This window comes from Bradyrhizobium iriomotense, assembly GCF_018130765.1.
Taxonomy (GTDB): Bacteria; Pseudomonadota; Alphaproteobacteria; order Rhizobiales; family Xanthobacteraceae; genus Bradyrhizobium; species Bradyrhizobium iriomotense_A.
Genome location: NZ_JAFCJZ010000005.1, coordinates 211,038 through 232,470, shown reverse-complemented (window position 1 = coordinate 232,470; position 21,433 = coordinate 211,038). Strand labels below are relative to the sequence as shown.

The following is a 21,433-nucleotide window of genomic DNA, read 5'->3' as shown; positions in this document are numbered from 1 at the left end:
TCTACGGATGGCAATAGGCCCGCACCTGTTCGGCATCCTGTTCCAGATTGTCGAGCCAGCTGGTATCGAGCTTCGGCACCGAAGAGAACAGCAGCCGCGTATAAGGGTGCTCCGGTGCTGCCAGGCGGGTCGACGCGATCTGTTCGACCTTCTGACCGCGATACATCACGATGATTTCGTCGCAGATCGCCTCGACCACCGACAGGTCATGGCTGATGAAGATGTAGGAGATGCCGAGCTCACGCTGCAACTCCTTCAGCAACTCGACCACAGCGGCCGCCACGACCGTATCGAGGGCCGACGTGATCTCGTCGCACAGGATGAGCGTCGGCTCGGCCGCGAGCGCCCGCGCGAAATTCACCCGCTGCTTTTGGCCACCTGAAAGTTCTCCCGGCAATCGATGCCGCACGGATTTGGGGAGGCGGACCAGATCGAGCAGCTCGTTGACGCGCGCATCGCGCGTCTTGCCTCTCATACCGTGGTAGAAGGCGAGGGGACGCCGCAGGATGTCTTCCACTGACTTCGCCGGGTTGAGCGCGGTGTCCGCGTGCTGGAACACGATCTGGATCTGGCGGAGTTCGTTGCGGGTGCGGTTGCGGCCGACCCTGCCCAATTCGCGCCCGTTGAAGATGATGCCGCCCGCATGAGCCGGCAGGATGCCGGCAATCGCCCGGGCAAGGGTCGACTTGCCGCAGCCGGACTCGCCGATGATGCCGAGATTCCGCCCCTGATCCAGCGTGAGACTGACCGCCTGCACGGCAGTGATCAGTGGCTGTCCATCGCGTGAGCGAGGTCCGTAGCCGACTGTGAGATTGTCGACCTCGAGCAACGGGCGCTTCGTCACGCCGTCGCCGTCAGGCTGCCGCTGCTCAGTCTTTGGCCTGAACGCGGCCAGCAACCCCTTGGTGTAGGGGTGCTGGGGTCCTTCGAGGATATCGTTGGTCGTCCCTACTTCCTGGACCGCACCGTCCTTGAGCACGACGATCCTGTCGGCAATCTGGGCGACCACGGCCAGATCGTGCGAGACGTAGACGCCGGCGATGTTGTGCTGCGCCGTGACGGACTTGAACGCCCGCAGCACCTCGACCTGCGTCGTGACATCGAGCGCCGTGGTGGGCTCGTCGAAGATGATCACCTTCGGCTGGCCGATCAGGGCCATCGCGGCGGCGAGGCGCTGCAACTGACCGCCGGAGACCTGGTGCGGGTAGCGGTTGCCGATCGTTTCGGGCTCCGGCAGCGAAAGGGCCTTGAACAGCATGAGGGCCTTCGCCTGCGCTTCGGCGGCCGACATGAGCCTGTGGATCCGCGCCACCTCGATGACCTGATCCATGATGGTGAGCGCAGGGTTGAAGGCGGCCGCCGCGCTTTGGGGCACATAGGCGACGCGCGTCCCGCGAATGCCGGCGCGTTCCGCTTCCGAAAGCTTCACCATGTCGACGCCGCCCACGCGCACCTCGCCGCCGGTGATCGCGCAGCCTTGCCGGGCGTAGCCCATGAGCGTCATGGCAATCGTGGTCTTGCCCGAGCCGCTCTCGCCGATGAGGGCGACGATCTCGCCTTCGGCAATGTCGAGGCTGACGCCCTTGATGATCTCGACCCGCCTGCCGGCGTCAGTCGTTGCCTCAACCCTGAGATTGCGGATCTCGACGAGGTTTCCCGTCATTCGGCGCTCCGGTCGCGGATCCTGCGCGGCAGGTTATCGATCAGAAGGTTGACGCTGATGGTGAGACTTGCGATCGCGAGCGACGGGAAGATCACCGCCGGCGCGCCAAAGGGCAACCCGCCGATGTTCTCGCGAACCAGTGCGCCCCAGTCCGCGTAGGGCGGCTGCACGCCGAGCCCGAGAAAGGACAGGCCGGAGAGCAGCAGCACGATGAAGACGAAACGCAGGCCGAGATCGGCGAGCACGGGGCCGAGAATGTTTGGAAGAATCTCGGAGGCGATGAGATAGGGCAGGCGTTCGCCGCGAATGCGGGCGACCACCATGAAGTCCATGGTGTTGACGTTGACGGCGAGGGCGCGAGCGAACCGATAGGCGCCGGGCGTGTAGATCACCGAAAGCGTCGCAATGAGTGCCGGGATCGACGAGCCGACCGCGGCGACCACGACGAGGCCGAACAGCTTGCTGGGAATAGAGTTGAGCGCATCGAGAAACCGGCTCAGCATGCTGTCGAACCACCCTCCGGCGACTGCCGCAGTCATGCCGAGCGCGACGCCGCTGAAGCAGGCAACGGAGACGGCGGCAAGCGAGATGCCAAGCGTATAGCGCGCGCCCATCAGGATGCGCGAGAAGATATCGCGGCCGAGATAGTCGGAGCCTAACCACAGGTCCCGGCTCACGGGGCCAAAATAGTCGGTGTCGACGATCTCGCCGACGGAATGCGGGATGATCTGCGGAGCGAACAGGGCGACGCCGGCCCAGAGGAGGAGGATGCCAAGGGCCGACACGCCTATGAGGTTGAAGCGATAGCCCAATCGCATGCCGAGCCGGCTTGACGAGATCGGATTGGTCATCGCAGCCTCGGATTGGACAGGACGGCAATGATGTCGGCGGCCGTGATCAGTGCCAGGTACCCCAGGCAGAAGATCATCGCGCAGGTCTGGATCAGCGGCAGGTCACGGGTCGAAACGGCATCGACCATCAGCTTTGCGACGCCGGGATAATTGAAGATGGTCTCCACGATGATCACGCCGCCGAGCAGGTATGACAGCGAGAGCGCGACCGCATTGATGATGGGGCCGAGCGCATTGGGCAGCGCATGTCGCAGCACGAGCCGGGGGCGCGAGGCGCCCTTGAGCAGCGCCATCTCGACATAGGGCGTGTTCAACGTCTCGACCACGGCGGCGCGCGTCATGCGGATCATCTGCGCGGAAACGCCGAATGTGAGGGTCATGACCGGCATCGCGTAGATCCGCACCAGGTCATGGAACGACTTGACCTCGTTGGTGAGTGACAGCGCCGGAAGCCATTTGAGGTAGACCGCGAAGAGCAGCACCGCCAGCGTTGCGATCATGAACTCCGGCACCGAGATGATGCCGATGGTCCCGACGGTCACGATGCGGTCGTACAGTGTGCCGCGCCACATCGCGGCGGTAATGCCGAGCGTCAGTGCGAGCGGCACGGCGATCGCCGCGGTCAATCCCGCAAGCTTCAATGTGTTGATGAACCGCCCGCTGATCAGAGTGGCGACCGGGACGTTGTTTGCGTAGGACTTGCCGAAATCGCCCTGGAAGAGACCGGCGATCCATCTCAGGAAGCGGATGATCGCGGGATCGTCGAGATGCATTGCCTTGCGCAGGCCCTCGACGGCTTCAGGTGTCGCGGACTGCCCGAGCAGAATCGTGGCCGTATCGCCCGGCAGGAGCGTGGTGGCAAAGAAGACGGCGAAGGAAACGATCACGAGTGTGATCAAGGCGATGAGAAGCCGCCTCACCACGAGCGACGAAACCTGTCCTCTCACATTCGTCCTCCCACGCCACGCCGCTGGTTTTGGTCAGCTCGTGTTCCGATCCCAGGACCCCGAGCCGCGACCTCGTCTTGTGCCGGTCAGGCGGTCAGCCAGACGTATTCGGCGAAGGCGTAGCCCATCATGCCGCCGAGCGGGTTGGGCTGCAGTCCCTTCAGCTTGGCGGTGATGGCGTCCACGTTGGAGATGTAGGCCGGAATGATGGTGCCGGCTTGTTCCGACACCAGGACTTGCATCTCATTGTACATCTCGCGACGCTTGGCCTGATCGAGGGAGCCGCGGGCTTCGAGCAGCATCCTGTCGAATTTTTCCGACACGAACCGGCTCTCGTTCCACGGCGCATCCGACTTGTAGAGCAGGGAGAACAGGATGTCGGGCGTCGGACGCGGATTGATGTTGCCGAAATGGATCGGCGCCTTCAGCCAGTAATTGCTCCAGTAGCCGTCGGAGGGCACGCGCTTCATATCGAGCTTCATGCCGATCTGGGCGGCGCTTGCCTGGATGATCATGGCCATGTCGATCGCCGAACCGGGCGCCTCGGACGTGATGACCTCGATGGTCTGACCGAGAACGCCGGCCTTCTGGAAATGGAACTTGGCCTTGTCTGGGTCGAACGATTTCGGCTTGAGGGCCGCATTGTGGTAGACGTTGGCGGGCGACACGGGTTGGTCATTGCCGACGACGCCGAAGCCGCGCAGGGCCGATTTGACGATCTGCTCGCGGTTGACCACGTATTTCATGCCCTCCACGAAATCGCTGACGTTGCCGGGCGCCACGTCCATGCGGATGTTCAGGTCGGTGTAGGTGCCCGACGTGGTCGTGGACAGCGCGAGGCCATCCTTGCCGTCGAGGAGGCGCACCGATCGCGGGTTGATCGAGGCGGCGAGATGAATGTCTCCGGACAGCAAGGCGTTGATCCGGGCGTTTTCATCCGGGATGGCGAAGAACTCGAATGAATCGACGTTCGGCCCTCCCTTGAAGTAGTTCGGATTCCGTACGCCGATCGAGCGCTCGCCCGGGGTGAACTGCTTGCACTTGAAGGCACCAGTGCCGTTGCCCGAGGAGAAGTCGGTGGTACCGTCGGCCACGATCATGAAGTGATGCATGGACAGGATCGTCGGCAGGTCCGCGTTGGGACTCGCCAGCGTCACCTCGACGGTCGTCTTGTCCACGGCCTTGAAGTCGGTCATCTGGGACGCGATCGCCGCGACCTTCGATCCGGTCGCCTTGTCCAGATGGCGCTTCAGCGAGAAGATGACGTCGTCGGCGCTCAGCTCCTTGCCGTTGTGGAAAGTGACGCCTTTCTTGAGCTTGATCGTCCAGGTCTTGGCATCGCCGCTCTCGATCGATTCGGCGAGCTCCATCTGGGGCACGCCGGTCTGGTCGAGAAATGTCAGGCGATTGTAGAAGGAGCAGCAGCGAACATAGTCGGTCGAGAGCGAGGCCTTGGCCGGATCCAGCGTGTCGGCGGTCGACGAGGACCAGGCCGCGGCTTTCATGGCACCGCCCTTCACAGGCGTCGCGGCCACCGCGTCCGACGCGCGGCCGAAGATCGTGCCGGCTGCGGCCATCGCCAGGCCGTTGGCGAGCATCAGCTTCAGAAGATCGCGGCGCGAAGCCCCGCGCCGAATGGCGTTCTCGATCATGGCATCGTCTGAACAGGACCAGTTCGTCGTGTCGCTCATGTCAATCCCCTCGCTGGCTAAGGCTACGACTCGTATTGCGGTGAGCGGCAGATTGTTCTGCCGCGCCGTTGTGGTGGATGCCGGCTTGGTCCGTCGTAACGACGGTGCTGTGTTTCCACTCAGAACTGCACTTCTTTCCTGCGATTAAAGTCTCGCAGGATAGTTCCGCGGCTTTGGCCGAAAAAACCGCGAGCGGCGGCACAAAATTGCGAAGATGTCTCTGTTTCCAGTATTTCGGACCTGCTTCCAGCCGGCTCGTTGTGCATGCCTATTATTGTCGCAAGGCGGCGCGAACTTCGGCATCAGCCAGCGTATCGTCGAGCGTCCTCGCCGTGCGCTCGATGATGGCGTCGATCTCCGACTCGGAGCAGCAGAGCGGCGGGGCGTAACCCAGCACGCCTGTTGGGAACGCGCGGATGACGAGGCCGTTCTTCCAGGCGCGGTCGAAGATGCGTTTTGCCGGCTCGGCCGCGGCAGGAAGCGGCGTCTTGCGTTGCTTGTCGGTGACGAGTTCGACGGCGGCCAGCATGCCGCGGCCGCGCACGTCTCCAACAAGGGGATGATCCCTAAGCGATTGAAGGCCGGCCATCAGGCGGGCACCCGCCTTCGTGCCATTCTCGAGCAGGCCGCTTTCGTAGAGGCGCAACACTTCCAGGGCGACCGCGGCGCTGACCGGATGGGCGGAGTAGGTGTAGCCGTGGCCGACGGCGCTGGAGCCCGCCGCATCGGCGATCGTGTCGTAGACGTGATCCGACATGAAGACCGCGCCCATCGGGACGTATCCCGACGTCAATCCCTTGGCGACCGTCATGAGGTCGGGGACGATGTCGTCCTCGCTGCATGCGAACAGCGGCCCGGTTCTGCCGAACCCGGTGATGACCTCGTCCGCGACGAAAAGAATGCCATGCGCCTTGCATCGCGCGCGCATGGCCTTCATCCAGCCCTTCGGCGGTACGAGCACGCCGCCCGAGCCCTGGATCGGTTCGGCATAGAACGCGGCGACGCGTTGCGCGCCGCCGATCTCCTCGATCTTCGCGTCGAGCGCTGCGAGCGAGGCTGCGATGATGGCGTCGTCGTCCTCGCCGGCCGGATTGCGATAGACATAGTGCGAGGGGATTCTGTGCTGCCAGCTCAGCGGCACGCCAAATCCGGCATGGAAGGCGGGCAGGGCCGTCAGCCCGGCACCGACGGTCGAAGACCCGTGATAGCCCTGTTCGACCGAGATGAAATGCTCGCGCAGCGGCTCGCGCCGCGCGTGCCAGTAATAGCGGATGAAGCGGACCGTGCTGTCGACGGCATCCGAGCCGCCGAGCGTAAAGTAGACATGGTTGAGATCGCCAGGCGCGCGCTGCGCCAATTCGGCCGCGAGCCGGATCGCGGGCTCCGAGCCAAGGCTGAAATAGCCTGTCGCGTAGGGAAGCTCCCGCATCTGGCTGGCAGCGGCCGCAACGATGCTCTCATGCCCGTAGCCGGCATTGACGCACCAGAGTCCGGCGAAGCCGTCGATCAGTTGATGTCCGGAAGCGTCCGTCACGGTCGCTCCCCTGGCCGACTTCAGCACCTTGACGCCGGCTGCTTCGTGCCCCCGGTAGGATGCGACCGGGTGGATGAGGTGAGCCCGGTCGAGCTCGATCAGCGAATTGCTCAGCATCAAAGTCTCCGTCTACCCAAAAGCCTGGCTGGCGAGGGCGAATGTCGTGAATGGGGAGGGGCTGGACTGCACCGCGACGGGGCGTTGCATAGCGATGCCGTCGCCCACCTGGGCCAGCCCATGCTCCGAGAGCCAGGCGCTCAATTGCGCGCCTTCGGCAGTATCCACGCGAACGAAACGCCCTTCGCTTCGGGCCAGGAAAAAGCTGAGCAGAGCTTTTCCGTCATCGGCATTCGCTGCAACCACGGGTCCGATCACTTCACCTCTGCCGAAGCTGCGCGACGCCGCAAATCCAGCGATCCCGTGGCCACGATCGAGCACAGCCAGTTGGCCGACTTCCGCAAGCGTGCGCAGCAGGCATCTGCGGTCAGCACCGAATGCGCTTTTGTCGAGCTCGAGGATCCCGAAGATGTCGTGTGACTCGGCCGACCGGACATTGGCGGGCGCCTCGACCGGCGCGACCATTCCCTGGTGCTGGATGATCGTTCCGGTCCGGCAAAAGCCGAGCTTTTGATAGAGTGGCAGGCCCTCGCCGGTCGCAACCAGCTTCAGCGCACGCAATCCCGCCTGCTCGATGATTGCATCCATGAGCTTGCGTCCCAATCCGCGGCCGCGGACGGCTTCATCGACGATGACCATGTTGACGGTCGCGACGTCCCGCTTGTAGGGCGTCATCAGGATCGTTCCGACAACGGTTGAAGCATCCAGGGCAACGAACCCCGCGCTAAGATCGAGCGCCAATTGCCAGTCCTCGAGGCGGTGCGGCCATCCGGCCTGGCGCGAAAGACGTAACGCGCCCTCGAGATGATCGGGGCGAAAGGCCGTGAGCGATATGGTGCTCTGGGTCATCGACTCGTGTTCCTGTCCGGCACCAGTTTCTTATCTTGGCGACGTGCAGATCGTCTGAAGGGCCCGGCGGGAACGATATCTTCCACCGCAGCCGACGAAAAAGCCGCATCTTATGCCGCGTTGACCTTCTATTGTGGCAGCCCTGACATTGCGCGAGCGCACCAGGATAGGATGATGAGCCAGTTTCGCCCGAAATACGTGACCTTCGACTGCTACGGCACGCTGACGAATTTCCAGATGGCCGAGGCGGCGCAGGATATCTATCGCGCGCATCTTCCTGAACCGCAAATGGCCGCGGTCGTGCGCGACTTTGCGGCGTATCGGCTCGACGAGATTCTCGGCGACTGGAAGCCCTATGCCGACGTGATCCACAATGCGCTGGAGCGTGCATGCAAGCGCAACGGCGTCGCCTTCAAGTCCGAGCATGGGCAGATGGTCTATGACCGCGTGCCGAGCTGGGGACCGCATCCCGACGTGCCAGCCGGGCTCGCCAAGGTCGCCAAGGAGATTCCGCTCGTCATTCTCTCCAACGCCATGAATGCGCAGTTGCCGTCCAACGTCGCCAAGCTCGGGGCGCCTTTTCACGCCGCGCTCACGGCCGAACAGGCGCGATCCTACAAGCCTCGCATGAAGGGCTTCGAATTCATGTTCGACACGCTGGGTTGCGGGCCTGAGGACGTCGTGCACTGCTCCTCGTCCTTCCGCTACGATCTGATGACCGCGCACGACCTCGGCATCAAGAACAAGGTCTGGGTCAATCGGGGGCACGAACCTGCGAACCCCTACTATGGCTATGTCGAGATCAAGGACATCGGTGGCCTGCCGGGCGTGTTCGGACTCTGAGCTGGTGGGATCTGCGGTGAAATACGTCTCCTATTGGCACGATACCGCACCGCGCTTTTCCGGCGGCGCCGAAGGTCCCGTCGAAGGACATTATGACGTTGCGGTGATCGGCGGCGGCTTCACCGGCCTCGGAGCTGCGCGTCAGCTTGCCAAGGCGGGAACGAAGGTTGTCGTGCTCGAGGCCGACCGGGTGATCGGCGGCGCATCGGGGCGGAACGGCGGGCATCTCAACAATGGCCTCGCCCACAGCTATCTCGCTGCCAAGGCGGAATTGGGCAAGGAGCGAGCCGTCGCGCTCTACCGCGCGCTCGATTTCTCGATCGACACGCTCGAGGCGCTGATCGCGGAGGAGGGCATCGCTTGCGATTTTCGCCGCGCCGGCAAGCTGAAGCTCGCCTCCAAGCCGAAGCATCTCGACGCCATCGCGCGCAATTTCGAAGCGGTCCATCGCGAGGTTGATCCGGACACCGCATTGCTGTCCGCCCGGGATCTCGGCGCAGAGATCGGCTCGCCCTTCTTTGGCGCCATGCTCTCGAAGAAGAGCGCCATGATGCATATGGGACGCTATGGCGTCGGGCTGGCGGAGGCCGCCAAGCGCCGCGGCGCGATCGTCTTCGAGCAGGCGCCGGTCACGGCGCAGGCGCGCGAAGGCTCGCGCTATCGCCTGACCACACCTCGCGGCAGCGTCACCGCCGATCAGGTGCTGCTGGCGACGGGCGCCTATACCACGTCCAATTTTGGTTACTTCCGGCGACGCCTCGTCGCCGTCGGCAGCTTCATCATAGCGACCCGTCCGCTGGACGCGGCTGAAATCGCGGCCACCATGCCCGGCAATCGCACTTGCGTCACGTCGATGAATGTCGGCAACTATTTCCGCCTGGCACCCGACAATCGTCTGATCTTCGGCGGACGGGCGCGTTTCTCGGCGACATCGGACCAGCGTTCCGACGCAAAGAGCGGCGCCATTCTCGTCGACGGTCTCACGCGAATCTTCCCGCAGCTCGCCGGCATCGAGATCGACTATTGCTGGGGTGGACTCGTCGACATGACCAGCGACCGCTTCCCGCGTGCCGGCTATCAGGACGGGCTGTGGTATGCGATGGGTTATGCCGGACACGGCGCGCAACTGTCGACCCATCTCGGCATGATCATTGCCGATGCGATGCTCGGACGCGAAGATCGAAATCCCATGAAGGGCCTCGACTGGCCTGCGGTGCCCGGTCACTTCGGCAAGCCGTGGTTCCTGCCGCTGGTGGGAATGTACTACAAGATGCTCGATCGCGTTCAGTAGCGTCGGGAGCCGCACCCTAATGCGCGAGAGGGCGCGGACCTGCGCCCTCTCCATTGCGGCCGCCTTAGCCCAATCCGCCGATATGGAAGGCCTTCATCTCCAGGTATTCCTCGATTCCGATCTGCGCTCCTTCGCGCCCCAGGCCGGATTGCTTGACACCCCCGAATGGCGCCACCTCGGTCGACACCATGCCCGTATTGAGGCCGACCATACCGGCTTCGAGCGCCTCCGCAACGCGCCAGGACCGCTTCAGGTCCCGGGTATAGAAATAGGCGGCGAGGCCGAAGGGCGTCGCATTGGCGATCGCGATCGCCTCCTCGTCGGTCTCGAAGCGGAAGAGGGGCGCCACGGGACCAAATGTCTCCTCATGCGCCAGCACCATGTCGGTGGTCGCCCCGGTCAGGACGATCGGCGCGGTGAATTGCGGACCCTTGGGCAGGCTCGCCGGTTGCGCGGCGATACGGGCGCCCTTTGACAGTGCGTCGGCGATATGGCGGTTGATCTTGCTGATCGCCGCTTCGTTGATCATCGGCCCGATCGCTACGCCCGGTTCGAGGCCCGATCCCACCTTCATGGACTTGACGCGGGCGATGAGTTTGGCCGCGAAGGTGTCATAGACGCCCGACTGCACGAGGATCCTGTTGGCGCAGACGCAGGTCTGGCCGCCATTGCGGAACTTCGACATGATTGCACCCTCGACCGCGAGGTCGAGATCGGCGTCGTCGAAGACGATGAAGGGCGCATTGCCGCCGAGCTCGAGGCTCACGCGCTTGACGCTATCCGCGGCACCGCGCATGAGCAGCGAGCCGACGCGGGTCGAGCCGGTGAACGAAATCTTGCGCATCGTCTCGTTGGCCATGATCTCGGCGCCGATCTCGGTCGGCAGGCCGGTGACGATGTTGATGACGCCCGCGGGAATGCCGGCGCGCTCGGCCAGCACGCCGAGAGCCAGCGCCGAATAGGGCGTGAAGTCCGATGGCTTGATCACGACAGTGCATCCCGCCGCGAGCGCCGGAGCCACCTTGCGGGTGATCATCGCATTCGGGAAATTCCAGGGCGTGATGATAGCGCACACGCCGACCGGCTCCTTGAGCACGACGATGCGCCGGTCCGGTGTGGGCGAGGGGATTGTGGTGCCACCGATCCGCCGTGCTTCCTCCGCGAACCATTTGACGAAGGAGGCGCCATAACGGATCTCGCCTTTCGACTCCTCCAAAGGCTTGCCCTGCTCAAGCGTAAGAATCCGCGCCAGATCGTCGAGATGCGCGATCATGAGGCCATGCCAGGCTTCCAGAAGCGCGGCGCGCTCGGCATTGGTTTTCGCGCGCCAGGCGGTGTAGGCCTTCGCGGCAGCAGTAATGGCGGCGCGTGTGTCGTCCCGTCCCATGTCCGGCACGGTCCCCAGAACGGTTTGCGTCGCCGGGTCGATCACGTCGATCGTCGCGCCCGAAAGCGCCGCTTGCCATTGGCCGCCGATCAGGCCCTGCTGGCGGAAGAGCTGCTTGTCACTCAGGTTCTGCATCTTTTGCGCCTTGTCGTTTCAGGAGAGACGGGAGAGTACGGCTGCGGTGATCGCCTCGGTGCGCTCCTTGCCTGGGACCGTACCGATGCCGATGGACGTGGTGGCCGCCAGCGCTGCCATGACGCGTGCTGCGGCTTTGGCCTCGCCAAGATGCCCGAGCATCATCGCCCCGGACCAGATGGCCGCGATCGGATTGGCCGTGCCGAGATGGGCGATGTCGGGCGCCGAGCCGTGAACGGGTTCGAACATCGAGGGAGCGCTACGCTCCGGATTGATGTTGGCGGAGGCGGCGAAGCCGAGACCGCCCTGGATGGCTGCGCCGAGATCGGTCAGGATGTCGCCGAACAGGTTGGAAGCAACGACGACATCGAGGCTCTCCGGCGCCATGACCATGCGCGCGGCGAGCGCGTCCACATGGTAGCTCGTGCACGCGACGTCCGGATAGTCGGCGGCAACCAGCCGCGTCACCTCGTCCCAGAACACCATCGAGTATTTTTGCGCATTCGACTTGGTGACCGAGGCGAGCTTCTTGCGCCGCTTGCGCGCCTGGTCGAAGCCGAACCGCAGGATCCGTTCGACGCCGGCGCGCGTGAACACCGAGGTCTCGACCGCGATCTCCGCGGAGGTGCCCTGATGCACACGCCCGCCGGCGCCCGAATATTCGCCTTCGGTGTTCTCGCGGATGCAGAGAATGTCGAACGCGGTCGTCTTCAGCGGGCCGTTGACGCCCGGAAGCAGGCGGTGTGGCCGGACGTTGGCATATTGCGTGAACCCCTTGCGGATCGGCAGCAGCAGGCCGTGCAGCGACACCGCATCGGGCACCTCCGCCGGCCAGCCGACCGCGCCGAGCAGAATCGCGTCGAACGCCGCCAGCGTCTTGATGCCGTCGGCAGGCATCATCGTGCCGGTGTCCTTGTAGAACGCACAGGACCACGGAAACGTGGTTCCGCTGAGTGCGAAGCCCGAATGCCTGGCGGCGGCTTCGAGCACCGTCCACGCGGCGTCCGTGACGTCGCGGCCGATGCCGTCGCCGGGGATGAGTGCGATCGTATATGTCTTCATGAATGCCTCTCGACGTGGATGAGCACGCTCTTGGAGCGACGGTTGGCGTGATAGGCTTCGCGGCCGAGATCCTTGCCGATGCCGGAGTGCTTGTAGCCGCCCGTCGGCAGGATGTGATCGCGTGAGCGGCCGTAGCGGTTGACCCAGACGGTGCCTGCGGGAAGCGCGCGCGTGATCCGCATGACGCGCGAGACGTCGCGGGTGAACAGCCCGGCGGCAAGACCGTAGGTCGGATGGTCGGCGAGTGCGAGGGCTTCTTCCTCGGTGACAAATGTCTGAAGCGTCAGCACCGGCCCGAAGATCTCTTCGGCAACGGCGGGAGAGGACTGGCCCACCTTCGCAAGCAGCGTCGGCGTATAGAAGTACCCCTTGCCCTCCATCGGTCCGCCGCCCGTGCGGCATTCGGCGCCCTTTGCGCGCGCTGCCTGCACGATCGCGTCGATCCGCGATCGCTGCTTCTCGGAGATGATCGGGGAGTAGGTCGTTGCGGCCTCCCAGGTGGGGCCGGCCCGGACGGCCTGCATGCGGGCGATGATGGCTTCGACAAGCGGTTCGGCCACGAAGCTGTGGGCGATGAGCCTAGATCCGGCGACGCAGGCCTGGCCGGCGTTTGCGAGGATGCTGCCGGCAATCGCGGCGGCGGCCTGATCCAGATCGGCATCGGCGAAGACGAGCTGCGGGCTCTTGCCGCCGAGCTCGAGCGTCATGGGCTTGATGCCCGTCTGCGCGATATTGGCCATAATGGCAGCGCCCGCGCGGGTCGATCCGGTGAAGCTCACCTTGCCGATGTCGGGATGTCCGGTGATGGCGGCGCCCGTCGTCGGCCCGTCGCCGAGCACGATGTTGATGAGCCCCGCGGGCATGCCCGCCTTCACCGCGAGTTGGGCGAGCAGGATGGACGAGAACGGCGTCATCTCGGACGGCTTCAGCACGACTGCGTTGCCGGCGGCGAGGGCCGGCCCGAGTTTCCATCCCGCCATGTTCACCGGAAAATTCCAGGGCGTGATCGCACCAACAACCCCGTAAGGCTCGGTCATGATCATGCCGAGGTGTTCGTCGTCGGTGGGCACCAAGTCGCTGCCCTCCTTGTCGGCGAATTCGGCGAAGAAGCGGATTTGCTCCGCGGTGATCCCGATATCGCCAGCAACCAGTTGACCGACCGGGCGGGTGGACGAAATCGCCTCGACCTTGGCGAGCATCTGGGCTTCGCTCTCGATGAGATCGGCCCAGCGCTTGAGGACGTTGGCTCGTTCGCGCGGGCGTACGCCGCCCCAATTGCTGGTCTTCAGGGCCTTCCTGGCGGTTTGGACCGCCTCGTCCACGGTCTCCGCCGAGGCGACAGGACACTCGGCGTAGAGCGCGCCGTCCGAAGGCCGGTGCAGCGGAAGCACACCGGCAGACTCCAGCAACCGATCGCCGATGAAGTGGCCCATCGGCAGCTGAATCCGGTCGGGATCGAAGCTCAGGCTCATGACACCGTGACGTAGATCTTGCGGACGGTCTCGATGGTCTTCCAAACGCCGGTAAAGCCGGGCTTCATGACGAAGCTGTCGCCGGCCTTGAACGTGATTGGCTCACCGCCATCCGGTGTGATCTCGATCCTGCCGGCGAGGATGTGACAGAATTCGAAGGTCTCGCCCTTGATGGAGCGCGTCTCGCCCGGGGTCGCTTCCCACACGCCGGTATGCACCAGCTCACCCTTGGCCTCGTCCTGCGCCCAGGTCTTGAAGTGCGGCGCGCCGGCAATGAGCCGCTCCGGGATTGGGCCGGATTCCTCCGGGGTGAACGTCGGGTTGGGATCAATCCGCTTCAGCAGCAAGTTGGGCTCCTTTCAGTAACCACAAGTCCGATCCAGGAGCCCGAAGGTCGAGGTCCGCTTGATCGCGTGATGTTGTCGGCGACCGCGTCAGCGGCGCTGTCGGTCGGGGCTTTGGACGCGCAGGGGATGGCGAGTTCACCCGATTGCATTATGCTATCGGAGCGGCATTCCATCCGGTGCCGAATGCAATTGCGATTTGGTGGATTGTTTCGCCAGATGGCTGTTCTGAAACGTTATCTGCGGCGGGGCCCGGTTTATGCTGAGCGCCACCGCGGCTCGGGAGCGAACTCAGGGACACTACTGCGACCAATGTCAGGCCGATCAGGGGGAGACATGAAGTCCCGCACGACCCGTTCGCTGACGATCGACGCATTCGATACGCGTGCGGTCGACATCGACACGGTCGAGCTCGATCAACTCTACACCCTCTCGATCGGTGTCGGCTGGCCGCACCGCCCGGAGGACTGGCAGTTTCTGCGTGACACCGGCCACGGCATCGCCGTTCATGATGAAATCGGACGGGTGCTGGGATCGGCCATGTGGTTTCCCCATGGGGCGGATTTTGCCACTGTCGGCATGGTCATCACCTCGCCCCGTCTTCAGGCGCTTGGCACGGCCCAGTGGCTCATGAAGCGCATTCTGTCCGCTTCCAAGGGACGCAATCTCCGCCTCAATGCCACGCATGCGGCGCGCAAGCTCTATCTTTCGCTCGGCTTTCATCGCGAACGAACGGTGTTCCAGCGGCAAGCCGAGGTGCAGCGATCCGGCGAGGTGCCGGGTCCTTCCGAGGGGGGCGAACTGCGGGAGCTGGGTCGGAAAGACCTGCCGGCCATCGCCCAACTGGATGCGCAGGCATTTGGCGCCTCGCGCTACGATTTGCTTGCGGCGCTCCTTAGACAATCCGCCGGGTTCGGACTCTACCGGCATGGTCGTCTCGAAGCCTTCGCCTTGTGCCGCCCGTTCGGGCGAGGGCACGTCGTCGGGCCCGTCGTTGCGTCAAGCGACGAGGATGCGATCCAGGTGGTTGCGCCGCATGTCGCGGCTCATGATGGACAGTTTCTGAGGATCGACACGCACCTGGCCGACGGCGAGTTTTGCTCCTTCCTGGCCCGGTGTGGCCTTGTCTTTTTCGACACCGTCACGACAATGTCATTGGGGGGAGAGTTTCTCGATCCTAACGATCGCTCCCGACACGCACCTGTGACCTACGCGCTTGCCAGCCAGGCGCTTGGCTAAATCGGGGCGCGAAGCTGTTCGGTGCTCACCTTTGTTCAATCGAACGCGGAGATCACGCCGTCAATAAGATTGCATGCCAGCAAATGGTCACTCGTGGGCACGGCGGTACGCTGGATCTCGACCAGGGATGCGTCGATGCGCCTGATCCGTTCGCGCATGTCGCGGGCGAGCTGGATGGCTGCGTCTTCCTCGATGGCCTGAAAGCGGACGCGTTCACCGGGGCGGAGCTGAGCAAGCCGCGGCAGGTCCGCCGAGATCACGGTTGCGATCTTTGGATATCCTCCGGTGGTCTGGCGATCGGCGAGCAGGATGATCGGCTGGCCATTGCCCGGAATCTGGATGCTGCCGAACACCGTGCCGTCTGAGACGATACCCACCGCGCCGGCGTGTTGAACGCGCGGCCCTTCGAGCCGGCATCCCATGCGATCGGACAGGGCGGTGACGGTGTAGTCGGAGGCGAAGAACGTTGCGATGCCCTCTGCGCTGAAGGCATCGTCCTGCGGGCCGAGGAGGACGCGAACGGCGCCTTGCGCGCGGCGGCGGTGCGCCGGGGACACCATGAGATGTGGACGTGCCGGCAGTCCGGGAACTGCCAGCGGCAATCGATCGCCCGCGCGCAGCGCGCCACCGTCGAGCCCGCCGAGCTGGCTGCGCGAATGCGTCGAGACGCTGCCGAGCATCGGGGCGACCTGAAAACCGCCGGAGACGGCGAGGACGGCGCGTGCGCCATCCCGCGCGGTTCCGATCGAGAGGCGCTGGCCTGCCTTCAGATCGTGTGTTTCGTGCGATGAAACCGGCCGGCCGTCGATGGCGACAGCGAAGTCCGCGCCTGCAAGCGCGAAGCGGATATCGGCGCCGGCACAGGTGAGCGTAGGCCCTGCGAGGGTGATTTCGAGGGCGGCCGTCTCAAGCTTGTTGCCGACCAGTGCATTGGCGGTCGCGAGCGCAATCGGATCCATCACGCCCGACGCCGAGATGCCAAAGCGCTGGAAGCCGCGGCGGCCAAGATCCTGGAGGGTCGTCGCAAGACCGGGCTCGACGATTTCGAGATCAACAGACATTGCGCCGCTCAGACCTTAAACTCTTCTCTCTCGGCGATGATCGCGCCTGTTTCAGCCGCGCGTTCCAGCGCGGCAAATTCGGCAACAGAGATGGGCCGAAACCGCAGCAGATCGCCGGCGCGGAACAGGAAAGGCTCGTGCGTGCGTCGCGGATCATAGGAGCGTACCGGCGTGCGCCCGAGCATATGCCAGCCGCTCGGCGAGGCGAGCGGCGGCGCAACCGCGGCCTGCTGACCTCCGATGGAGACGCTGCATGGCGGCGTCACGAGCCTGGGTTCCGGGCGCCGGTCGACATGAAGCGCGGCATCGAGCCCGCCGAGATAGGCAAATCCCGGCATGAAGCCGATCATGTAGACGCGGTATTCGGCTGCGCTGTGCCGCGCCACGATCTCGTCCGTGGTCGTGTCGAGTCGCTGTGCGAGCCAGTCGAGGTCCATGCCGTTGTCGCCGCCATAGGCGACGGGAACGGTCCACCGGCGGCGGACCTGTCCTTTCGGGGCGACCGGCGGCCACAGCGCCATGATCTCGGCCTCGATGTCGCGCCGTGACAGCATGACCGGGTCGAAGCAGACCAGCAGCGTGCGGTAGGTCGGGACGATCTCGACGATGCCGGGCAGGGCGCGCTCGGTCAGCGCACGGTCGAGATCGACGACGCGCGCGTTGACATCGGCGTCGATGCCGTCTCCGACTTCGACCGTCAGCGCGGTATCACCCGATCGGCGGAAGCGCGGCACCGCGTAGAGCGCATCATTGGCCATGCTTATTGAGGCCCTGGCGAGATCGTTGGACGTGGGAATGCTCCTCGAAAAGCGGCAACGCCCCATGCAAGCGGCGCGCCGAATTTTTCGTGACGCACATGGCCTATCATGGGTATATCGAACCTGCACGGCAAATGAGGACGACGATGACTCTGATCGATATGAACTGCGACATGGGCGAAGGTTTCGGCGTCTACACGCTCGGCGATGACGCCGAGATGCTGCGGACCGTCACCTCCGCCAACATCGCCTGCGGCTTTCATGCCGGCGATCCGCTCGTCATGCATCGCACCCTGACCGAGGCGAAGGCCAACGGCGTGCAGGCCGGTGCGCATCCCGGCTTTCTCGATCTCTGGGGTTTTGGCCGCAGGCCCATCCAAGGCGAGCGTCCCGCCGACATCGAGAAGATCGTGCTCTACCAGGTGGGCGCGCTGATGGCGCTGGCCTCCGACGCCGGTCACACCGTCCGCCACGTCAAGACCCACGGTGCGCTCGGCAACATCGCTGCGGAGGATCGCGATCTCGCCGAAGCCGTGGCGCGTGCGATCCGCACCATCGACCGCAACCTGATCTTCGTGGTGATGCCCGGCCAGGAGACGGAGCGGGCCGGCGAGAAATTCGGCCTGCCGCTGGTGCGCGAGATCTATGCCGATCGCGCCTATGCCGACAACGGCAATCTGGTGTCGCGCCGCCTCGCTGGATCCGTCATTCATGATGCTGAGGTCGCCTCTGAAAGGGTCATTCGGATGATCGAGGACCGCGCGATCACGTGCCTGTCGGGCGCGCAGTTGCCGACCCGCATCGACAGCGTCTGTGTCCACGGCGATACGCCGGGCGCGGTCGCGATGGCGCAGCGCCTGAAGGCGCGCCTTGCCGCAGCGGGCGTCACGCTGGCACCGATGGCCAAGGTTATCGGTGCCTGATCGTCCGGCAGCCATTCCTTCACGAGAGAAGCCCGTCTCGCGATGAAGCGATGATCGCTTCGATCTTGCGCGCTTCATCCTTCATCGTGGCGATGACGTCGAGCAATCGCGTCTCCGGCAGCCGGGCTTCCGTCGCGCCGATCGCGATCGCCGCAATCGGGTGGCCCTTGGGTGTCATGATCGGCACGGCTGCGCCCACGATGCCGGCCACCGAGCGATTGACCTCGTGGCAGAAGCCGCACTTGCGGATTGCCGCCAGATCCGCCTTGGACGGCACATCGTGTCCCAATGCGAGGATGCGTTCGCGGTTTGCGGCGAGCACCTCCGCTCGCTCGGCCTCCGGCAGATGCGCAAGGATCGTCGTGCTGCCCGGACCTAATCCCAGCGGGGTCGCCCCGCCGACATGACCGGTGAGGCTGCGTATCGTGTAGTTGGCATCCTGGCGGTCGAGGCAGACGGCGTCGAAGCCGGAACGCGCCATGAGAAACATGCAGTCGCCCGAGGCTGCCGCGAGCCGAACCAGTGCGGGGCGCGCCGCGGCGGCAAGACCTCCGGCATCGGCTCCTGTCGCGCCGAGTTGAAACAGCTTGAGACCGAGGCGGAGGCGCTTGGTATCGCCGACCCGGGTGAGATAGCCGCCGCGCTCGAGGGCCGCGACGAGGCGATGCGCCGTCGGCTGCTCCAGTCCGCACATCTCGGCGATTTCCGTGAGCCGCATTCCTTCCGGAGGCGCAGCGGCAACGGCTTCGAGCACGGCGAGTCCTCGCTCCAGCGCCTGTGCTCCGCTTTGCTTCTTCATTTAGCCTCCAATAAATCCATATTATGGAAGTTATTGTAGAATTTCAATCACTATACGAATTTTCGTTGACCAGTTTCGGGAGATGATCAATCTTTCCGGTAACGCTGCGATGCCGGGGCGGCGCCTACACCGATCGAAAGGATCGTCATGCGTCTTTCCACTATCGGCGGCGCGGGCCGCCTGATCGCTACCTGCGTATGGGTTCTCGTGGCCGGCCTCGGTGCCGCGCACGCGGCTGAACCGTCGCTTCCGGATTTCATCAAGAGCCAGGGTGTCCTGAAGGTCGGCGTCAAATGCGACTACCCGCCCTCCGGCTTCCTGGACGAGAAGGGCAAGTTCGCCGGCATCGAGGTCGAGATGGCGAGGCGTATCGCCGAGATCGCGTTCGGTTCGCCCGACAAGGCCGAATTGCAGTGCGTCACCTCCGAAGCGCGCATTCCGACGCTCAACGCCAAGAAGGTCGATCTGATCATCGCCACGCTCGGCATCTACCCCGAGCGGCAGAAGGTGATCGACTTCACCACTCCCTATTGCTGGGGCGCAAGCGGCGTCATCCAGCTCAAGAGCGGCGCTGCGAAGTCGCTCGCGGACTTCAAGGGCAAGACCATCTCCGTGCTCAAGGGCGCATCGCAGGCCGTCTGGCTCGAGAAGAACATGCCGGAGGTGCAGACGCTGCGGCTGAACACGGTCGCCGAAGCGCTTCAGGCGATGCGGCAGGGGCGAGCCGACGGTTACGCGGGCGACACCTCGGTGCTGTTCCCGATCCTCTCGGCGAACAAGGATCTGGCGATCCTGCCGGAACAGGAAGTCTTTGACGTCGCTTTCATCGGCGCCGGCCTGCGCAAGAACGAGCCGGAATGGAAGGCCTGGCTGGATGCGCAGCTCGGCAAGCTGCGCGACGAAAAATTCTATTCCAAGGTCGTGCCGACGGTCGTCTCTGATGTCATGGTTCGCGACGAGACGATCAAGTTCTACGAGAGCGACGCACCGAAGAAGTAAGCCAGCCTTGCTGGGTGGCGGCCGCCTCGCGCGGCCGTCCTCGAGGTGACGCAGCATGATCGACGGCTTCGACTGGGCCTACCTCTACGATACGCTCCCTGCGCTGCTGCGCGGGTTGCGCACGACATTGATCGTCAGCGTGATCGCGATCCTGCTTTCGCTCGCGATCGGCGCGATCGGGGCCGTCATGCGCCTCTCGGGTCGCCCCTTCCTCGTTTGGCCGGCCCGCGGCTATGTGGCGTTCATCCGGAACACGCCGCTGCTGGTTCAGCTCTTCTTCATCTTCTACGGGCTGCCTGTGATCGGTGTCAGGCTGTCGGCGTTCTGGTCGGGCGTCGTCTGCCTCTCCATCTGGGGTGGCTGCTATCACCTCGAGAGTTTTCGCGCCGGCTATGTCGGGGTATCCCAGGGCACCCGCGATGCCGCGCGTGCGCTCGGGCTCAAGGCCTGGCAATACGCGCTGCTGGTCGCGCTTCCCATCGCCTTGCGCACCGCTGTTCCGTCGATGGCCAATACCAGCATCGCGATGCTGAAGAACTCGTCTTACTTGCAGGCCATAGGGCTTGCCGAGCTGACGTTCGTGGCGATTGACCGCAACTCGCTCGAATTCCGCACCATCGAGCTCTTCGCCGCGATCTGCATCTTCTATCTCGTTCTCGTGCTGGCGATGTCGGCCGGCGCGACCAAGCTCGAATCCTACCTGCAACGACCTTTCCTGGCGCGATAGCGATGCAGACCATCCTCATCAACCAGGAGATCTTGGCGCAGGGGTTTTTGATGACGCTGGCGCTGACGCTCGCCGTCATCGTTGCCGCGACGGCGGTTGCCGTCCTGCTCGCCGCGGGGATGCTGTCGAGGTCGGTCTGGCTGCAATGGCCGTCCCGGATTCTCGTCGAAGTGATGCGCGACATTCCGCTCTTCGTCACCATCATGATGGTCTATTTCGTGGCGCCCGCCGTCGGCATCGGACTCAATCCGTTCGGCGCAACGGTGGTGGGTCTCGGCGCATGGGGCGGCGCCAACGGCGCGATCATCATCCGTGCCGGCATCAATGCGATTCCGAGAGGGCAGTTTGATGCCAGCGCGGCCTTGGGGCTGCATCCGCTCAAGGCGATGCGGTTCGTCATCCTGCCGCAGGCCTTGCGGCCGATCCTGCCGCCCTATCTCGGCCTCGTCACGCAGCTCGTGCAGGGGACCTCGATTGGCGCGTTGATCGGCGTGCGCGAACTGCTGAAGACAGCCCAGATCGTCATCGAGCGTACCACCATCATGGATGGCGGTCTCTCACCCTTCACATTGTATGGCGTCGTTCTCGTCATCTATTTCCTGATTTGCTCGGCTCTATCGTTTGCGAGCGGACGTCTCGAGATCGGGCTCGGCCGGCATGAGCGCGCGCAGGCCGACAAGCCGTCTCTCGCCCGCCTCTCGCAGGTCCCGCGCGGCTGAGCATCTCCTTCCACTCGTATCC

20 protein-coding genes are annotated in these 21,433 nt (G+C 64.3%); 7 read left to right on the top strand and 13 right to left on the bottom strand.

Going from position 1 to position 21,433, the window contains the following annotated elements:
- Position 1: 1 nt before the first annotated feature.
- The 6 genes from JQ635_RS12000 to JQ635_RS11975 all read right to left on the bottom strand — a co-directional run bounded on the left by JQ635_RS12000 (position 2) and on the right by JQ635_RS11975 (position 7,652).
- Positions 2–1,663, bottom strand: coding sequence for an ABC transporter ATP-binding protein (locus tag JQ635_RS12000; RefSeq protein WP_211410065.1), 1,662 nt, complete (start codon positions 1,661–1,663; stop codon positions 2–4).
- Positions 1,660–2,514: an ABC transporter permease gene (locus tag JQ635_RS11995; RefSeq protein ID WP_211410064.1), complete on the bottom strand. Its 855-nt coding sequence runs from the start codon at positions 2,512–2,514 to the stop codon at positions 1,660–1,662. Before JQ635_RS11995 ends, JQ635_RS12000 begins: the two co-directional genes overlap by 4 nt.
- Positions 2,511–3,461, bottom strand: coding sequence for an ABC transporter permease (locus tag JQ635_RS11990; RefSeq protein ID WP_211410063.1), 951 nt, complete (start codon positions 3,459–3,461; stop codon positions 2,511–2,513). The genes JQ635_RS11995 and JQ635_RS11990 overlap by 4 nt, the downstream gene beginning before the upstream one ends.
- A gap of 86 nt (positions 3,462–3,547) precedes the next feature.
- Positions 3,548–5,152: an ABC transporter substrate-binding protein gene (locus JQ635_RS11985; protein ID WP_211410062.1), complete on the bottom strand. Its 1,605-nt coding sequence runs from the start codon at positions 5,150–5,152 to the stop codon at positions 3,548–3,550.
- Between the two features lie 271 nt (positions 5,153–5,423).
- Positions 5,424–6,803 carry an aspartate aminotransferase family protein gene (locus JQ635_RS11980; RefSeq protein WP_211410061.1) on the bottom strand — a complete coding sequence of 460 codons (1,380 nt, stop codon included), beginning with the start codon at positions 6,801–6,803 and terminating at the stop codon, positions 5,424–5,426.
- A gap of 12 nt (positions 6,804–6,815) precedes the next feature.
- On the bottom strand, positions 6,816–7,652 hold the full coding sequence (locus tag JQ635_RS11975) for a GNAT family N-acetyltransferase (RefSeq protein WP_211410060.1): 837 nt from the start codon (positions 7,650–7,652) through the stop codon (positions 6,816–6,818).
- A gap of 174 nt (positions 7,653–7,826) precedes the next feature.
- On the opposite strand from JQ635_RS11975, the gene JQ635_RS11970 reads away from it, so the two are divergent.
- Together JQ635_RS11970 and JQ635_RS11965 are read left to right on the top strand one after the other, a co-directional pair.
- Positions 7,827–8,495 carry a haloacid dehalogenase type II gene (locus tag JQ635_RS11970; protein ID WP_211410059.1) on the top strand — a complete coding sequence of 223 codons (669 nt, stop codon included), beginning with the start codon at positions 7,827–7,829 and terminating at the stop codon, positions 8,493–8,495.
- A gap of 16 nt (positions 8,496–8,511) precedes the next feature.
- Positions 8,512–9,786 (top strand): NAD(P)/FAD-dependent oxidoreductase, encoded by a 1,275-nt coding sequence (locus tag JQ635_RS11965; RefSeq protein WP_211410058.1) that lies wholly within the window; start codon positions 8,512–8,514, stop codon positions 9,784–9,786.
- Positions 9,787–9,850: 64 nt separating this feature from the next.
- Here the strand turns inward: JQ635_RS11965 and JQ635_RS11960 are convergent, their stop codons facing one another.
- From JQ635_RS11960 to JQ635_RS11945, 4 genes are read right to left on the bottom strand one after another with little or no spacing between them, the layout of a single operon-like run.
- On the bottom strand, positions 9,851–11,308 hold the full coding sequence (locus JQ635_RS11960) for an NAD-dependent succinate-semialdehyde dehydrogenase (RefSeq protein WP_211410057.1): 1,458 nt from the start codon (positions 11,306–11,308) through the stop codon (positions 9,851–9,853).
- Between the two features lie 18 nt (positions 11,309–11,326).
- Positions 11,327–12,370 (bottom strand): tartrate dehydrogenase, encoded by a 1,044-nt coding sequence (locus JQ635_RS11955; protein WP_211410056.1) that lies wholly within the window; start codon positions 12,368–12,370, stop codon positions 11,327–11,329.
- The gene (locus JQ635_RS11950; protein WP_211410055.1) at positions 12,367–13,842 is read right to left on the bottom strand and encodes an aldehyde dehydrogenase family protein; all 1,476 of its coding nucleotides are present in this window, start codon (positions 13,840–13,842) and stop codon (positions 12,367–12,369) included. The genes JQ635_RS11955 and JQ635_RS11950 overlap by 4 nt, the downstream gene beginning before the upstream one ends.
- The gene (locus tag JQ635_RS11945; protein WP_211410054.1) at positions 13,839–14,189 is read right to left on the bottom strand and encodes a cupin domain-containing protein; all 351 of its coding nucleotides are present in this window, start codon (positions 14,187–14,189) and stop codon (positions 13,839–13,841) included. The genes JQ635_RS11950 and JQ635_RS11945 overlap by 4 nt, the downstream gene beginning before the upstream one ends.
- Before the next feature lie 333 nt (positions 14,190–14,522).
- Between JQ635_RS11945 and JQ635_RS11940 the strand changes: the two genes are divergently transcribed.
- Positions 14,523–15,425 carry a GNAT family N-acetyltransferase gene (locus JQ635_RS11940; RefSeq protein WP_211410053.1) on the top strand — a complete coding sequence of 301 codons (903 nt, stop codon included), beginning with the start codon at positions 14,523–14,525 and terminating at the stop codon, positions 15,423–15,425.
- A gap of 35 nt (positions 15,426–15,460) precedes the next feature.
- Here JQ635_RS11940 and JQ635_RS11935 read toward each other — a convergent pair whose 3' ends face one another.
- Both JQ635_RS11935 and pxpB read right to left on the bottom strand, forming a co-directional pair.
- Entirely contained in the window at positions 15,461–16,486 is a 1,026-nt protein-coding gene (locus JQ635_RS11935; protein ID WP_211410052.1) for a biotin-dependent carboxyltransferase family protein, read from the bottom strand.
- An 8-nt stretch (positions 16,487–16,494) separates the two neighbouring features.
- Positions 16,495–17,244, bottom strand: coding sequence for a 5-oxoprolinase subunit PxpB (gene pxpB / locus JQ635_RS11930; protein WP_211410051.1), 750 nt, complete (start codon positions 17,242–17,244; stop codon positions 16,495–16,497).
- Between the two features lie 146 nt (positions 17,245–17,390).
- Between pxpB and JQ635_RS11925 the strand changes: the two genes are divergently transcribed.
- Positions 17,391–18,167 carry a LamB/YcsF family protein gene (locus JQ635_RS11925; protein WP_211410050.1) on the top strand — a complete coding sequence of 259 codons (777 nt, stop codon included), beginning with the start codon at positions 17,391–17,393 and terminating at the stop codon, positions 18,165–18,167.
- A 19-nt stretch (positions 18,168–18,186) separates the two neighbouring features.
- Here the strand turns inward: JQ635_RS11925 and JQ635_RS11920 are convergent, their stop codons facing one another.
- The gene (locus tag JQ635_RS11920; protein ID WP_211410049.1) at positions 18,187–18,966 is read right to left on the bottom strand and encodes an IclR family transcriptional regulator; all 780 of its coding nucleotides are present in this window, start codon (positions 18,964–18,966) and stop codon (positions 18,187–18,189) included.
- Positions 18,967–19,113: 147 nt separating this feature from the next.
- Between JQ635_RS11920 and JQ635_RS11915 the strand changes: the two genes are divergently transcribed.
- The 3 genes from JQ635_RS11915 to JQ635_RS11905 are packed head-to-tail and all read left to right on the top strand — an operon-like array spanning position 19,114 to position 21,411.
- Positions 19,114–19,965: a transporter substrate-binding domain-containing protein gene (locus tag JQ635_RS11915; protein WP_211410048.1), complete on the top strand. Its 852-nt coding sequence runs from the start codon at positions 19,114–19,116 to the stop codon at positions 19,963–19,965.
- Between the two features lie 55 nt (positions 19,966–20,020).
- Positions 20,021–20,692, top strand: a complete 672-nt coding sequence (locus JQ635_RS11910; RefSeq protein ID WP_246583465.1) for an amino acid ABC transporter permease — start codon at positions 20,021–20,023, stop codon at positions 20,690–20,692.
- A 2-nt stretch (positions 20,693–20,694) separates the two neighbouring features.
- Positions 20,695–21,411, top strand: coding sequence for an amino acid ABC transporter permease (locus JQ635_RS11905; protein WP_211410047.1), 717 nt, complete (start codon positions 20,695–20,697; stop codon positions 21,409–21,411).
- Positions 21,412–21,433: the final 22 nt, after the last annotated feature.

Excerpts from the sequence above, each read along its gene's own strand:
- JQ635_RS11955 (WP_211410056.1), bottom strand. The coding sequence starts at position 12,370 with ATGAAGACATATACGATCGCACTCATCCCCGGCGACGGCATCGGCCGC.
- pxpB (WP_211410051.1), bottom strand. The coding sequence starts at position 17,244 with ATGGCCAATGATGCGCTCTACGCGGTGCCGCGCTTCCGCCGATCGGGT.
- JQ635_RS11980 (WP_211410061.1), bottom strand. The coding sequence starts at position 6,803 with ATGCTGAGCAATTCGCTGATCGAGCTCGACCGGGCTCACCTCATCCAC.
- JQ635_RS11975 (WP_211410060.1), bottom strand. The coding sequence starts at position 7,652 with ATGACCCAGAGCACCATATCGCTCACGGCCTTTCGCCCCGATCATCTC.
- JQ635_RS11985 (WP_211410062.1), bottom strand. The coding sequence starts at position 5,152 with ATGAGCGACACGACGAACTGGTCCTGTTCAGACGATGCCATGATCGAG.
- JQ635_RS11950 (WP_211410055.1), bottom strand. The coding sequence starts at position 13,842 with ATGAGCCTGAGCTTCGATCCCGACCGGATTCAGCTGCCGATGGGCCAC.
- JQ635_RS12000 (WP_211410065.1), bottom strand. The coding sequence starts at position 1,663 with ATGACGGGAAACCTCGTCGAGATCCGCAATCTCAGGGTTGAGGCAACG.
- JQ635_RS11920 (WP_211410049.1), bottom strand. The coding sequence starts at position 18,966 with ATGAAGAAGCAAAGCGGAGCACAGGCGCTGGAGCGAGGACTCGCCGTG.
- JQ635_RS11940 (WP_211410053.1), top strand. The coding sequence starts at position 14,523 with ATGAAGTCCCGCACGACCCGTTCGCTGACGATCGACGCATTCGATACG.
- JQ635_RS11935 (WP_211410052.1), bottom strand. The coding sequence starts at position 16,486 with ATGTCTGTTGATCTCGAAATCGTCGAGCCCGGTCTTGCGACGACCCTC.
- JQ635_RS11995 (WP_211410064.1), bottom strand. The coding sequence starts at position 2,514 with ATGACCAATCCGATCTCGTCAAGCCGGCTCGGCATGCGATTGGGCTAT.
- JQ635_RS11925 (WP_211410050.1), top strand. The coding sequence starts at position 17,391 with ATGACTCTGATCGATATGAACTGCGACATGGGCGAAGGTTTCGGCGTC.
- JQ635_RS11905 (WP_211410047.1), top strand. The coding sequence starts at position 20,695 with ATGCAGACCATCCTCATCAACCAGGAGATCTTGGCGCAGGGGTTTTTG.
- JQ635_RS11915 (WP_211410048.1), top strand. The coding sequence starts at position 19,114 with ATGCGTCTTTCCACTATCGGCGGCGCGGGCCGCCTGATCGCTACCTGC.
- JQ635_RS11970 (WP_211410059.1), top strand. The coding sequence starts at position 7,827 with ATGAGCCAGTTTCGCCCGAAATACGTGACCTTCGACTGCTACGGCACG.
- JQ635_RS11960 (WP_211410057.1), bottom strand. The coding sequence starts at position 11,308 with ATGCAGAACCTGAGTGACAAGCAGCTCTTCCGCCAGCAGGGCCTGATC.
- JQ635_RS11910 (WP_246583465.1), top strand. The coding sequence starts at position 20,021 with ATGATCGACGGCTTCGACTGGGCCTACCTCTACGATACGCTCCCTGCG.